This is a genomic window from uncultured Muriicola sp. (assembly GCF_947258935.1).
Classification (GTDB): Bacteria; Bacteroidota; Bacteroidia; order Flavobacteriales; family Flavobacteriaceae; genus Muriicola.
In genome coordinates this window covers 1-15,201 of the sequence record NZ_CAMYKH010000049.1, presented here as the reverse complement: position 1 = coordinate 15,201, position 15,201 = coordinate 1, and the positions used below count along the sequence as shown (strand labels likewise).

At 40.9% G+C, this 15,201-nt stretch carries 11 protein-coding genes; 7 read left to right on the top strand and 4 right to left on the bottom strand.

The window, feature by feature from the left end; genetic code table 11:
• From Q0X72_RS09395 to Q0X72_RS09380, 4 genes are all read left to right on the top strand, one after another.
• Positions 1–3,931 (top strand): T9SS type A sorting domain-containing protein (locus Q0X72_RS09395; RefSeq protein ID WP_297764468.1); only part of this gene is annotated, 3,931 nt, incomplete at its 5' end.
• Positions 3,932–3,947: 16 nt separating this feature from the next.
• Complete coding sequence (locus Q0X72_RS09390) at positions 3,948–5,936, top strand: adenylate/guanylate cyclase domain-containing protein (RefSeq protein ID WP_297764466.1); 1,989 nt, start codon at positions 3,948–3,950, stop codon at positions 5,934–5,936.
• Positions 5,937–5,964: 28 nt separating this feature from the next.
• Positions 5,965–6,480: a Pycsar system effector family protein gene (locus Q0X72_RS09385; protein ID WP_297764465.1), complete on the top strand. Its 516-nt coding sequence runs from the start codon at positions 5,965–5,967 to the stop codon at positions 6,478–6,480.
• Between the two features lie 14 nt (positions 6,481–6,494).
• Positions 6,495–7,076: an HD domain-containing protein gene (locus tag Q0X72_RS09380; RefSeq protein WP_297764462.1), complete on the top strand. Its 582-nt coding sequence runs from the start codon at positions 6,495–6,497 to the stop codon at positions 7,074–7,076.
• Between the two features lie 12 nt (positions 7,077–7,088).
• Here Q0X72_RS09380 and Q0X72_RS09375 read toward each other — a convergent pair whose 3' ends face one another.
• The 4 genes from Q0X72_RS09375 to Q0X72_RS09360 form a co-directional block, all read right to left on the bottom strand.
• Positions 7,089–7,376 carry a DUF3817 domain-containing protein gene (locus Q0X72_RS09375; protein ID WP_297764460.1) on the bottom strand — a complete coding sequence of 96 codons (288 nt, stop codon included), beginning with the start codon at positions 7,374–7,376 and terminating at the stop codon, positions 7,089–7,091.
• A 12-nt stretch (positions 7,377–7,388) separates the two neighbouring features.
• Positions 7,389–8,780, bottom strand: a complete 1,392-nt coding sequence (lpdA, locus tag Q0X72_RS09370; protein WP_297764458.1) for a dihydrolipoyl dehydrogenase — start codon at positions 8,778–8,780, stop codon at positions 7,389–7,391.
• 162 nt (positions 8,781–8,942) lie between these two features.
• Positions 8,943–9,452, bottom strand: a complete 510-nt coding sequence (gene msrB, locus Q0X72_RS09365; RefSeq protein WP_297764457.1) for a peptide-methionine (R)-S-oxide reductase MsrB — start codon at positions 9,450–9,452, stop codon at positions 8,943–8,945.
• 103 nt (positions 9,453–9,555) lie between these two features.
• On the bottom strand, positions 9,556–10,122 hold the full coding sequence (locus Q0X72_RS09360) for a collagen-like protein (protein ID WP_297764455.1): 567 nt from the start codon (positions 10,120–10,122) through the stop codon (positions 9,556–9,558).
• A 208-nt stretch (positions 10,123–10,330) separates the two neighbouring features.
• Here Q0X72_RS09360 and Q0X72_RS09355 point away from each other — a divergent pair, with 208 nt between their 5' ends.
• The 3 genes from Q0X72_RS09355 to glgB form a co-directional block, all read left to right on the top strand.
• Positions 10,331–12,271, top strand: coding sequence for an alpha-1,4-glucan--maltose-1-phosphate maltosyltransferase (locus tag Q0X72_RS09355; RefSeq protein ID WP_367180442.1), 1,941 nt, complete (start codon positions 10,331–10,333; stop codon positions 12,269–12,271).
• A 2-nt stretch (positions 12,272–12,273) separates the two neighbouring features.
• Positions 12,274–13,908 carry a trehalose synthase gene (locus Q0X72_RS09350; RefSeq protein ID WP_297764451.1) on the top strand — a complete coding sequence of 545 codons (1,635 nt, stop codon included), beginning with the start codon at positions 12,274–12,276 and terminating at the stop codon, positions 13,906–13,908.
• Between the two features lie 10 nt (positions 13,909–13,918).
• On the top strand, positions 13,919–15,201 hold a 1,283-nt coding region (gene glgB, locus Q0X72_RS09345; RefSeq protein WP_297764449.1), incomplete at its 3' end, for a 1,4-alpha-glucan branching protein GlgB.

Sequence of the window (15,201 nt, the reverse complement as noted above, 5' to 3'; positions counted from 1 at the left end):
TTATGCAGGGGAAACCGCAGAGGTGATTCGTATATTAAGAGAAGAATTTGATTTGTTACCTTTGGCTAATGATCCTTGGGATCCTGATACATCCGACTTTATTGTAGACCCCGACACTATTATTTCAAGGGGATTAGGCGCAATTGATGTGCTTTTCCCGATTGACAGAATTCTACCTCCGGAGCCGCCCGCTTCACCGATGTCGGCTCTTATAGACTATTTTGATATTATTAAATCAGCACAAGCTTTATATACACCTTTTACATCTGGTGCCCTGGAAGAAACAGGGGAGGCGATTACCCAGGGAGATGCAGCACAAAGTTCAGATATTGTACGTGAATCTTTTCGGATCGTTACCCCGGCGGATGTTACCCCGGAGGGCATTGTTATTACCCCGGAGAGTAGCCGGTCAGTAGACGGAACGGGGGTAAATATTGTTCTGTTTTCAAACAGCTTTGACGCGAACCCACCAGAACCAGGTCAACCAACCAATGAAGCAATAGATGTGGGCAATGGAGATCTGCCTGGCACTGCAGGTAACGGAAATCCTAATGGATATGATACTCCGGTCCAGATTATTAAAGACTATCCTTTTAGCTTTGGGATTATCTCGGATGAGGGCAGGGCAATGGGTCAATTGGCACATGATATGGCACCGGGAGCCAAAATCACCTTTCGCACAGGAGTATTATCCCCCAGAGATTTTGAGGTAGGTATTCAAAATTTGGATAGTCTTGGGTATACAACAATTGGAGTAGATGATATTACTTTTCCGGGGGAACCTATGTTTGGAATAAGTAATATAGGAAAGGCTATTCAGAAATTTACTAAGAATGGTAATAACTATTTTACTTCTGCCGGCAATTTCTACGATAATGCCTATCAGGCTATTTTTCAATCATCTGTAGGTGCTAACATCCCGGATTTTGTTACAGATCCTGACGCTGTTGCTCATGTGTTTGGCACTCCAAATGGTTCAGAAGATATTTATCAAAGATTCAGCGTTAAAAATGGCGAAACCTATATGATAGTCCTGCAATGGGCCGAAGACTTTGCCTCCCAGAATAACATATTGGGTGCTAATTTCGATCTGGATTTTTGGGTGGTAGATGATCAGGAGCGCTTGCTGGTCGGCAATAATTACTATAATGACAATGATACAGAGATTGAGGAAGACGGGAGAGATCCTATTGAGTATATAACTTTCAGGGCCACCGCAGATGGAGAAGCCAATTTTATGATCACAAGTGCCAACGGGGATCCTGGTTCTTTGCCTTTCAGATATATTATCTTTGTGGCGAATAATCTTGAGATATTAGAGTATTTTGATGGTGCCTCTACCATTATGGGACATCCCATGACTCCGGAAGCTTTTGCTATTGGTGCGGTAGATTTTCGTAAAGCTGCAAGTCCCGAACCTCAGGTTTTCTCTTCCTATGCAGGGACCCTTTCGGACGGAAACTCTACTGAAGTTATTTTGTCTTCTTTTGACGGGGTTAATACCAATGTACCTACCATTGGGCAGGATTCCGTTGCAGGGATACCGGTAGATGGCGATGAGTTTAAGAACTTTTTTGGCACCTCCGCCTCAGTGGTACACGTAGCCGCGGCCTTTGCATTAATGAAGTCTGCTATACCCTCCTGGTATGGAACAGAATCTGTAGATTCTGTCGATATTCTTCAAAAATTTATAGCTACGGCTATCCCGGCTGGTAATCCGGACCAGACAGGTGCCGGAGTAATCAATGCAGCGGAGGCATTTAAGCTGATTGCAACACAGACCGGGGTCATTAAAGAGTTTACGACAGAATTTACATCGGAGGAAGGCTCCGTAATTAGTGCCGATGAATTTGAACTAACCCTGAACGGGCTTTATTTTCCGCAAGATCCTAAAGTACTCTATGGCGAGGAAGAATTAGAAATTGTCTCGACAACTGACACCGAAATAATAGCCCTTGTCGGTCCTTTTACAGGAAATGAACCTGTAACTGTATTAACCAATTCAACGGTACCAAAAGGTACAGATGGAGGCAAGTCAGACCCCATTTATTTACTAGACAATAAAGTGGCCATCAATGTTATTGCCAATGATATAACCATAGAATACGGAGAGGACTATGAGGATCTTTTTGGCTTTACGGTTGAGGGCCTTCCGGAAGATGTAGAAATTGGTGTAGATCTCCCTGATATTGTTTTCACCACTACAGCCGTCCCTCCTTATCCCAGTGTACGCAATGGGGTAAAGTACAATATTTTCCCAGCCTTTGATGAAGAAAATGCTACCGATGTCCAGCGGGATTCCTTGGAACGCTATGTGGTTAATTATAAAACTGGCCTTTTAGCAGTTACTAAAAAGGACCTCACCATTACACCGGATACGATAGTGACCACCTATGGTGAGACCATTAACATTAAATTAGATTATCTGTATAATATACTGGGAATAACAGATACTTTGAGTTTCACTAATTCGATTAGGGCCGCGCATACTTCTACATTTGATATTGAAAATAACCTGGCAATAATCAATGGATTTAAAGCATTGGTTAATGACGAAAAGCTAACAATATTAGATACATTGGAAAATAGTAGTTGGATAGCTACAAACAGGACCATTGAAAATGGATTTAAAGCCCTGGTGAATCAAGGGAATTTATTAAACCTGAACCCTACCCATTTTGATGATTATTCGGATTATCTGACAAACGGGTTTAAGGCCCTGGTAAACGATTTTAAAGCCCTGGTGAATAGTGAGGACTTGTTTAATAACGTTGCTTCTATTGGATCTATTCAAAATGGTTTTAAAGCGTTGGTAAATGATGAAGAAAGTAATGCAGGCGGTAGTGATGATACGAATGATTATTCCGAGGTATTTGCCATCGCTTATGATGGAGATGGGGATAGCCCTATTTCACAATTTTATTCCTTGAACTTAATTACAGGACTTGAAGCTACGGGTCCCTCAGAATTTCAATATTCCTTCCCAGGTACATTGTTGAGCCCCATAGCATACAATTTTAGTATTACATATGGACGTGGTATTATTACTGTCGAAAAGGCTGAACTAACAGCAATTATTGGAGATTTGGTTATAGATGAGGGGACTAAATTAGAGGAGATAGATACTTCCCTTATTAGCTATGATATAGATGGGTATGTCTATGATGAATCTGTAGAAGAAGTTTTCCCGGATGGTATTCCCTATGTTTTTGAAGATGCTAATGGAGTGCCGTATACCGAGGAGGCCCCCCCGGGTGTTTATTTTATCAAGATAAAGGAACCGCTAAATTATACTTTTGATGAAAACACCCAAAAAGGGGTACTATATGTAAACCCAACGGGTAATTACCTTCGCAAAATACGAACCTACCTGGATTGTGTTGAAGAAGATTTTACAGAAGGGACTTTAGATTATATAGCCCATTACCGGTATGAAAACCCTAATGATGAGACTATCTATATTGCGGAAGGACCCGAGAATCAGTTAACAGGGCCCGCAGAGTACAGTGGTGAACTGCCCTTTATCTTTTTGCCAGGGCAGGGTACCTTCCAAATTCGGTTTGATGGAAATACAATGAAATGGGAACTCACCAGCAGGGATAGCACTCATAAGAGCTCAACTACCACCAGTTCTAATGCAAATTCGAATAGATGTGATGCGGTAAATTCAGAAACCGAAAGTGGGATCGCACCATACATTTTGTATCCTAATCCGGTGAATGGGATGTTGTATATTGATCAGAATAATATGGAGTTAGTTACTCTCGATGTTTTTGATATATATGGAATTTTATACCTTACCCAAACATTGGATGGGCGTAATGGGCCTACTACTCATGAAATAAACATGAGTGCATGTAGAAACGGAATGTATTTTATCCGATGTACCAACGGTGACGATGTTCAGGTGTATAGCGTCGTAAAAGAGTAAATAAATTTGAAGGCCTATGATCATACATAAAAAGAACAGTTGCCTTTGGATATTCCTGGTACTGTTTGGACTTGCATCATCATTCTTATACGGACAAACTGCCGAGATTGACAGCCTTAAAAAGGAGGTCCAAACCGGTAAGCAAGACACGGCAATGGTTAACACTTTGATTAACTTGAGTCTGGTTGTGTTAAGCAATGAGGATATAGATAATTCTCTGGCATATGCCGAAAAGGCGAATATACTTGCCAAAGAAATCAATTTTCGTAAGGGTCAGGCGTATGCACAAAAATATATAGGCTTGGCCCATTACTACCAGGGAAATTTCCTTTCGGTAATGGACTATTGGACCAAATCTCTGGAAAGTTTTGAAGCGGTTAAGGACACCACCGGCATGGCCAATATTTTAAATAATTTGGGCGGTGTTTATCTAAGTCAGGGAGGCAATGATAAAGCACTGGATTATTATTTAAAGTCGCTTTACTATGCCGAAAAAATAAAGGATACGTTTCGGATCACCTCAGTATTACCCAACATTGGTGCCGTCTATGGTGACATGAAGGATTACGAGAAAGCACTTACATATTTTAATCAATTAGAGGCATATTTGCCCAGTATAGCGGACCAACAGATCACCACATATTATTTAATGGGGGTTGGCGAAATCTATAATAAAATGCTGGATTATGAAAGTGCATTAGATTCCTATCACAAAGCCTTACCCCTAAGTGAGAATACGGGAGATTATTCGCATATTCTAAAAGAATTAGGTACCATAGAATTTAAAATTGGAAACGTAGAAAAGGCCATTGAGTATTTAAACCTGGCATATGAAACTGCTAAAGTGAAAAATCAACAATTAGAGACACTTAATGCTCTTATTGGTCTTGGGAGTATATATCAGGAAACAAATTATCAGAAAGCGGTGGCTTTTTACAATGAAGCAGAGACTTTGGCCTTGGAATTGGAAACTAACAAAGGATTACGAGATATCTATGATGGCTTGTCCAAGACAAATGCGGCGGTAGGGAATTATGACAAAGCCTATGCTTACCAGGCCTTATTTCTTGCTAGAAAAGATTCGATCTATAATCTGGAAACAGATGACAAGATCAGAGGCTTGCAATTTGATTTTGAAAATCAAAAGAAAGAGGATGAAATTGGATTGTTAGAACAGGAAGCGCAGATCGCGGAACTGGAGGCCAAACGGCAGCAATACGTTATTTATGGTACTATTTTGGGTTTATTGCTTGTTTTTGTTCTTGCAATAGGTTCCTATAAACGATACCGGTATGTTAAGAAAACTAACAAGATCATAGAAGTTGAGAAGGAAAGGTCCGAAAAATTATTGTTAAACATCCTACCTGAGGAAACCGCTCTCGAATTAAAAGAGCACGGCAAGGTGGCGGCCAAGAAGTTTGAATCTGCTACTATTCTGTTCTCCGATTTTAAAGGCTTTACCAGTTACGCACAAAACCTGTCTCCGGAAGACCTGGTGCGTAGTGTGGATTACTACTTCTCCAAATTCGACCAGATCATGGATAAATACGATCTGGAAAAGATAAAGACCGTTGGGGATGCGTATTTGTGCGCCGGGGGCTTGCCATTCCCTACCACAGACCATGCTTTAAAAATGGTGGAGGCTGCTTTCGAAATAGCCCAGGTGATGGAAGACATGAAAACCAATCCTCAACCGGGTATTGTTTCCTTCGATGTGCGGATTGGGATCAATACCGGACCCGTAGTGGCCGGAGTAGTGGGCCTAAATAAGTTTGCTTACGATATCTGGGGAGATACGGTAAATGTCGCTTCCCGTATGGAAACCATGTCCGAACCCGGCCGAATCAATATCTCCGAGAATACCTATAAGCTTATAAAAGATGTCTACGATTGCGAATTCAGAGGGAAAGTAGAGGTAAAAAATAAAGGAAAGATGGAGATGTATTTTGTGAATGGAAGAAAAATTATCAGACACGCCAAAACGAAGAAAGAAGTAAATGTGTAACTTAGAGCTATCTAAGTAGATGAATTTAATGAAGAGACAGGATCCAAATAATTATTGGGAACAACTAGAACGCCTAGAAAAATTGATACGTGCTTCAGAATTAAAAGCCGGGGTTCTTTTCTCTTTTCACAGTCTTATTTTAGGGTTGTTTGCGGAGCGGCTCGATTTTTTTGAGCCTATGTTCCAGGGCAATTGGTTGTTTACCGCCTTTACAGGTATCTGGTTGCTATGTGTGCTGACGTCTGTTTATTATTGTTTTAAATGCTTTATGCCAAGAATGGAATTGAAGTACGATGATAATGTATTCTTTTTTAGAGATGCCGTTAAGGCATTTGGCAACTCGGATGAATACACTAAAAGGTTAATTGATATTTGTGGCAGTGAAGAGGAATTATACACTCAATTAGCTGAACAGATTCATGCAGAAAGTAAGATCATCGCGAATAAATTCGGGAGTGTTCAAAAGTCACTCCGATTTTTTGCCCTGAGTTTTATCTTTGCCATCTTAAGCCTCATCATAGGTATAATACAAATTGCTAGCTAAAAATCGTCACAAGCATGACGGGATATTTGAAATTAAGGCGACATGCGTTGCGTATTTTACATTCTGAGTTATCGGAGCAGTTATGTTATCATGGAATCTCACATACTTTGGATGTTTTACGCGTTTGTAATCTTTACATCCGCAGAGAACAATTAAATCGAGAAAAGGCAAAATTATTAAGAATAGGTGCCTTGTGCCATGATATTGGGTATACCGTTTCCGATGAGGACCATGAACAAGAAAGCGCAGAATTAGCAGCAACGCTTATGACCCAATATGGATTTACAAAGAATCAAATTTCAACGATAAAAGATCTGATCCTAGCCACCAAGATCCCACAAACTCCCAAAACATCTCTGGAAAAAATACTCTGTGATGCCGATCTCGATTATTTAGGTAGAAAAGACTACTATGAGATCAGTAACAAATTATATAAGGAAATGAAGACCTTTAACCTTGTTCTCAACAAGGAAGAATGGAGAAAAATTCAGATCTCCTTTCTTGAGAAACACAAGTACCATACGCCATTTGCCAGGAAGAACCGTAAGCCGGGTAAAGAAAGGCGCCTGCAGGAATTAAAGGGGCAAAAGAACTGATTGCCAAGCTAATTAATTGGGATCTTTATTCCTCAGGTAGTTCTGCTCCATATAGAAAGTACCGTATGGCAAGAGTGAAGCAAGGAAGAATTTAAAATAGGTTTTCATACCCCATTGCTGTTGCCGGCAAAACACATAGGCCAGGATTATAAAGGCAATAAACAAAAAGCCGTGTATATAACCGATATAGATATTGGGTTCCCTGATGTTTGCCCAATATTTTAAGGGCATGCTAAAACCAAATAATAATAAATAGGAGATCCCTTCCAGAATGGCCAAAAGACGTAAGGTCTGCAACATTCGCTGTTCTAATTATAAATGAATGACTTCCCCATAAGCATCGGCTACTGCTTCCATAACGGCCTCACTCATGGTAGGGTGGGGGTGCACTGTTTTTAGGATCTCATGGCCGGTTGTTTCCAGCTTACGTCCAAGAACAGCTTCTGCGATCATATCTGTAACTCCGGCACCAATCATATGGCAACCAAGCCATTCTCCATATTTGGCATCAAAAATGACCTTTACAAATCCCTCTGAGTTTCCTGAAGCCTGTGCTTTTCCACTCGCAGAGAAAGGAAATTTCCCAACTTTAATATCGAGTCCTTTCTCAATAGCTTGTTTTTCTGTAAGTCCCACAGAAGCTATTTCCGGGAGGCAATAGGTACATCCGGGAATATTGCCGTAGTCTAAAGGTTCTACATGCATTCCTGCGATCTTTTCCACGCAAAGTATCCCTTCGGCAGATGCCACATGAGCTAGTGCAGGTCCCGCGGTTACATCACCAATAGCGTAGTAGCCCGGAATGTTGGTTTGATAAAAGTCGTTCACCAGTATCTTGTCCCTGTCTGTAGCGATTCCAACCTCTTCGAGGCCTATGTTTTCTATGTTTGTTTTGATTCCTACGGCCGAGAGTACTACATCGGCTTCTATGATCTCTTCACCCTTGGGCGTCTTTACAGTTACTTTTACCCCATCGCCAGAAGTGTCTGCCTTAGTAACCTCAGATGAGGTCATTATTTTAACACCAGCTTTCTTAAAACTGCGTTCAAGTTGTTTGGAGATCTCTTCATCTTCTACAGGAACTACATTTGGCAAAAATTCTACTACGGTTACCTCAGATCCCATGGCGTTATAAAAGTAGGCAAATTCAATACCTATGGCCCCACTACCTACTACTACTAATTTTTTTGGTTGTTTTTCAAGGGTCATAGCCTTCCTGTAGCCTATGATCTTTTTTCCATCCTGTGGTAAGCTGGGTAATTCCCTGCTGCGAGCCCCGGTGGCTATAATGATATGAGATGCACTGTATTCGGTCTCTTTCCCATCTTCTGCAGTAACTTTCACCTTTTTTCCAGCTATTACTTTTCCAAAACCATTGATGACGTCTATCTTGTTCTTCTTCATAAGGAACTGCACTCCTTTGCTCATTCCCTGGGCCACGTTTCGGCTGCGCTTCACAACAGCATCAAAATCTTTATCAGCACCTTCTACTTTTAAGCCGTAGTCTCCGGCATGTTTTAGGTATTCAAATACCTGCGCCGATTTTAAAAGGGCTTTGGTAGGGATACATCCCCAATTAAGGCAAACCCCTCCAAGGCTTTCTTTTTCAATAATAGCGGTTTTGAGTCCCAATTGGGAAGCTCTGATCGCGGTTACATATCCTCCGGGTCCGCTCCCTAAAACAATAACATCGAAAGTGCTCATCTAATTTTATTTTTGTAGATCTGTTGTACTAAGGGGGCAAAGTTACAAAACCAAAACGAAACGTTTTTTATTTAAATGTACCGTTTCTAACAAAGAAATTCCACCCAAGAACTATAGGCTAGCCTCGATATAAATAAAATAGATAAGTGAGGTATAGGTAAGTTACTCTACAGGAACAAATTGCAAGGCTGCCCCATTGATACAATGGCGTTTCCCGGTAGTTTCTCCTGGACCATCATTAAAAACATGGCCAAGGTGCCCGCCACAAACAGCACAGTGCTCTTCGGTACGTTCATAACCAATTTTATAGTCAACATCATAGGCCACATTGCCTTCAATTGCCCTGTCAAAACTGGGCCAGCCCGTTCCGGAATCAAATTTATGTTCACTGCTAAAAAGTGGTGTTTTACAACCTGCGCAGACGTAGGTTCCGGGCTTCTTAATGTTGAGCAATTCACTGGAGCCAGCATTCTCCGTACCGGCCTTTCTAAGTATATAGAATTGCATATCGGTAAGTTCTGCACGCCATTCTGCTTCTGTTTTTGTTATAGGATAGGTATTTTCAGCAGTTTCAGAACCCGATGCGGTTTTGTCCTTTATTTCCTTTTCCTGTGAAACGCCTTTGCAATTAATAGCCAAAAGACATATTCCAATGAGCATAATTTTTTTCATAGCAATTTTTTCTACTAGTCGTTATTTTTCCCAATTCCTTTCAAAAATAGGCAATAAAAAATCCCCTGTAAAGAGCTACAGGGGATTAATAAGGTGTAGTCTGTTAATTTAATATGATCCGTTGTACCTCATTTTCTGACACCTTGAGCGCACGCATAACGGCGTCTATGTTGGAGGTGTCTAACTTCCCGGTAGAACCATATTCTGCCGGTACTATGGCGATCCTAAATATCTGATCATCCGTATCTCCTGGCATCAGCAGGCCAAGATCGAAGTCGGATTCAAGAAAAACACTGACATCAAAAAAAGTGTGATCAAAATTGTATTGTAGTATCCCTTCATCTAGTAATCTGGTTTGAGGGAGGAGTCGCCAGATATCCACAGGATCTCCATTTCCATCTTCTGCCTGATCCCAGAGAATATAGACAAAAACGAGATCGGATTCAAAAACTTCCACTGAGGTAGGAAATTCATAGAACAACGTATACTCATTTGCAGGAGTAAAACTTCCTTCAATTTCAAAGACTGTACCCAGGATGTTTATCCCGTCTTGCCCGTCAAAGCCATCAAGTCCATCAAATCCGGGAGGACCGGGAGGGCCTGCAGGGCCTTCACAAGAGATCATAAATAGTACGGCGAGTGCGCTAAAAAAGAGTGACATTTTTTTCATAATTGATACCTTTTTCTATTATCTGAACAACAATATTCAGATTGGGGTTTGTTTAGATTTTAAATATGTTTTAGTATAGTTACAAAAAGCGTTCCAAAAAATTCCATTATCTTAATTCGCCACTAAATATACCTAGTAAATTTATGGGATTAAGAAGATTCTTTTGGGTAATATTTTCTATTTTTAGCCAAAACCAAATGAACCAACTATGCCAATGAAACAGGAGAGGGTTATAATTGAAAATATGAGTCCGCAACTTGAGTGCGGAACCTATTTTATAAAGCGTATTGTAGGCGAAATAATAACAGTATACGCTGATGTGATAGGCGATGGACATGATGTAGTACAGGCAGATGTTGCATTTAAGCATGAAAGCGAAAAATCCTTTTCCACAGTGCGTATGGACCATCTTGGCAATGATGTGCACGGGGCAAGCTTCAAGGTTGCAAAACAAGGATTTTATGATTACAAAGTAGAAGCGTGGGTAGATAATCCGCTAAACTGGCAACATGGTATCGAAGCCAAGTTAAGGGATCATCAGACAGTTACCAGCGAATTGCTAGATGGCATTCAATACCTCAAACCCCTGTTAAAAAGCGTTGCTTCAAAAGACAAAGCATATATAGAACAGCTTATAGATGGCTTTCAGGATAAAGGGAGTTATGATCTGGCTATAAAAGAGGCGGTGTCTAAAAAGCTCCATGATCTTTTTGTAAAAAACCCACTAAGGACCTTGGTGAATTCCAGTAGGATATTAAAAGTCTATGTGGATCGTGAAAAGGCTAGATTTAGTACCTGGTATGAGTTCTTTCCACGATCAACAGCGAGTGTAGAAGGTGCCCACGGTACTTTCAAAGATGCGGAGAGGCTGTTACCAAAAATTGCAGCCATGGGCTTTGATACCGTTTATTTACCGCCAATACATCCTATTGGAGAAGTAAATAGGAAGGGAAAAAATAATGCGACCGCCGCCCAGGAGGGAGATAGCGGGGTGCCATGGGGAATTGGTTCGCGCCTCGGCGGACATAAATCCATCCACCCGGAATTAGGCACAGAAGCAGATTTTAAAAACTTTATTAATAAAGCCGCTGAATTTCAGCTAGAAGTAGCAATGGACCTGGCATTTCAGGCGGCACCAGATCACCCGTATACCACTACCAATCCGGAATGGTTTCGGAAAAGACCGGATGGAACTATGCAATACGCGGAAAATCCGCCAAAAAAGTATCAGGATATTGTAAACTTCTATTTTGAATCTAAGGCATACAAGGAATTATGGCAGGAGTTACTCGATGTTACGCTGCATTGGATAGGCTTTGGCATCAATATCTTCAGGGTAGATAATCCGCATACAAAGCCTTACTATTTTTGGAATTGGTTGATTTCTGAGGTAAAGAAAAAGCATCCGGATGTTTTGTTTTTAGCAGAGGCCTTTTCAAGACCAAAAGTAATGCAGGAACTGGGCAAACAGGGCTTTTCACAGTCTTATACCTATTTTACCTGGAGGGTACACAAACACGAGCTCATGGAATATATGACCGAGCTTACTCAATCTGAGATGAAAGAGTATTACCGACCTAATTTCTGGCCCAATACCCCGGATATAAATCCATATCATCTCCAGGGAGCCAATGACAGTATGCATCTAATCCGGTACGCTCTGGCGGCCACCCTATGTGGTAATTTAGGGATCTATGGTCCTGTTTATGAGTATATGATCACCGATGCCATGCCGGGAAAAGAGGAGTATTTGCATTCAGAGAAATATGAAGTGCGGTTTTGGGATTGGTCTATTGAGAACAAGATCACACATTTAATAACAAAACTTAATCATATACGCAGGAACCATGCGTCCTTGCAGCAAACAAACAATATTCAGTTTTGCCCTATTGAGAACGATAAATTGATGGCCTTTTATAAATGGGATGATGACAGAACAGACGAAATACTGATCATTATAAACCTCGATCCCTATTATGCTCAGCAGGGAATGGTGCAATTACCCCTGAACCAATTGGGTATAGAAGAGGGAAGACCCATACGGATGCACGATCTCATCACGGACAATAGTTACCTTTGGTACAGTGAGTGGAATTTTGTGGAGCTTCCGGCAAGTCTCCCTTTCCATGTCTTTCAAATTAAAAAATAAAAATGGCCAACAAAAAGCAGGAGTCATCTCTGGAACCGCCCTATGTCTTTGACGTAGAGTGGGAAAACCTAATGGATGACAAAAAGTTTATAGATGCTTTCCTTTCTGAGATCCTGGAAGATTACGTGGTGAAACAACGTTGGTATGGGGGAAAAAGTAGTAAACTTAAATATATTGAATTACAGGAGTACTTTAGGATACAGCAAAAAGGGGAAGTATACTACGGCCTATTGCTTGAAGTAAACTTTGAGGAGGCCTTTTATCAACATTATTTTTTACCTATTGCATTTGTATCTGATGAATCTTTTGCTGAAAAGGATCGGATCCTTCCATTGAGTATTAAGGGACAAGAGGGCTTTATCATTGATGCGCTCAATCTGGAGGCATTCCGCAAACTTGTCTACGAACGTATCATTACTGCGGAGCCTAATGATACTACCAGGGTGCAATACCACCAGAGCCTTACCTTTCACGGTACGCCATACGAGTCCTCAAAATTTATGGGCTTGGAACAGAGCAATACATCCATCATCATCAATGGAAAATCTGTGATCAAATTTTTCCGGAGGATCTATGCAGATAAGAACCCGGATTATGAAATGAGCCGATTTCTCTCGGAAAGAAAGGGGTATAAGAATACCCCGGCCTATCAGGGGAGTCTAAGTATTATAGATGCCGATTTTGTCAGTATTACCATTGCTTTGATGCAGGAGTTGGTGCCTAACCAGGGCGATGCCTGGGATTTTACACTAAAAGAACTTCACAAAGTGTTTAATAACCTGGAAAACAAACACATCAATATTGATCATTTGCCCTCCGTACCTTTGTTTACTCGACTAAAAATAAGTGACGTACCACCGCAGATCATTGACTGGGCCGGTCTTAATATCTTTTTAAAGTTACAGGTACTGGCAAAAAGAACGGCAGAAATGCATATTGCCCTGGGATCAGAATTTGAGGATACAGCATTTACACCTACCCATTTTACGGGTGATTATGAAGTTTGGCTAAAAAATAGGTTACTGTACCAATTTCAAAATAGATTAAATACAGTAGAGAATAATTTACATCGTTTAAAGGATCTCTCACTGGAATTGGCTACTGAATTTTTGGAACGAAAAAATGAGATCCGAAAGCGATTTGTGGATTTTGACTGGACGAAGTTGAAAGGAGAACGCCTTAGGGTACATGGAGATTATCACCTGGGACAAGTATTGGTAAAGGGCGATGATTTTTATCTACTCGATTTTGAGGGTGAGCCGGAAAGTACAATAAGGGACCGCAAGGTAAAACAACCACCACTTAAAGATGTAGCTGGTATTTTTAGGTCATTTCATTATGCCATCTATGCCACCATCTTTAACAATGAGGAGAGTTACCCATATTCGCGAGAAGATCTGTTTAAAGCTGGGGAGATCCTTTACAATTATTTTGTCGGTGTCTTCTTTGAAACCTATGTAGACTTAATTCAACAGCATAATATCAATATTGGGTATAATCAGGAGCGTATCTTTATCCTGAAATACTGTATGTTGGAAAAGGCGGTATATGAATTGGGGTATGAAATGAACTCAAGACCTTTATGGGCGGTAATTCCCTTGCAGGGTATCATGAGTATTATTAACGAATATAACTAACTAAAACAATATGGATAACGTTGTAGTCCACAGTTTATTTACTGAATTTGACATCAATTTGTTTAAGGCTGGCAAGCACTTTAAGCTTTATGAGAAATTGGGGTCGCATCCCATGGAGGTAGGCGGTGAGAAAGGAACTTATTTTGCGGTTTGGGCTCCTACAGCCAAAGCTGTATCTGTAGTAGGTGATTTTAATTATTGGTTAGAAGGTGATCACAAACTTTTTGTGCGATGGGATGCCAGTGGGATTTGGGAGGGATTTATCCCCGGCGTGATGCCCGGAGCCAAATACAAATACAAGATCCATTCCAATAATCAGGATATAAAAACTGAAAAGGCCGACCCCTATGCGAGGTATTGCGAACATCCACCCAATACAGCCTCTATTGTTTGGGACAAGTCCTATAAATGGAAGGATAAGAAATGGATGACCTCCAGGAAGTCACATAACAGTTTAGATAGCCCATACTCTGTTTATGAGGTTCATCTGGGATCCTGGAAAAAGAATGCAAAAAATGAGTTCCTCACCTATGAAGAACTTGCCAAAGATCTGGTAGCCTATGTAAAGGAAATGAATTTTACTCATGTGGAATTGATGCCGGTGATGGAATATCCATATGACCCTTCCTGGGGGTATCAACTCACAGGATATTTTGCCCCCACTTCCCGATTTGGTGAACCTGAAGGGCTCAAATTGTTGATAGATGCTATGCATCAAAACGGTATTGGAGTTATCCTGGATTGGGTGCCTTCACATTTCCCGGAAGATGCGCATGGCCTCGGATTTTTTGACGGATCTGCCCTTTATGAACACCCGGACAAAAGACGTGGATACCACCCGGATTGGAAATCCCTGATCTTTAATTATGGCCGAAATGAAGTACGGGCATTTCTTATTAGTAATGCCATATACTGGTTAGATCAGTTCCATGTAGACGGATTACGGGTAGACGCCGTGGCTTCTATGCTGTATCTGGATTATTCCAGGGAGGAAGGAGAATGGGAACCCAATATATATGGAAATAATGAAAATTTGGAGGCCATCTCACTCATTAGGGAGCTAAATGAAGAGGTCTACAAAAATTTTGATGGAGTGCAGACCATTGCGGAAGAATCTACCTCTTTCTCCATGGTCTCCAGGCCAGTGAGTCTGGGTGGACTAGGGTTCGGAATGAAATGGATGATGGGATGGATGCACGATTCCCTGGAGTATTTTAAAAAGGAACCCATCTATAGAAGACATCACCAGAACGATCTTACCTTTAGTATGACCTATGCCTTTACTGAGAATTT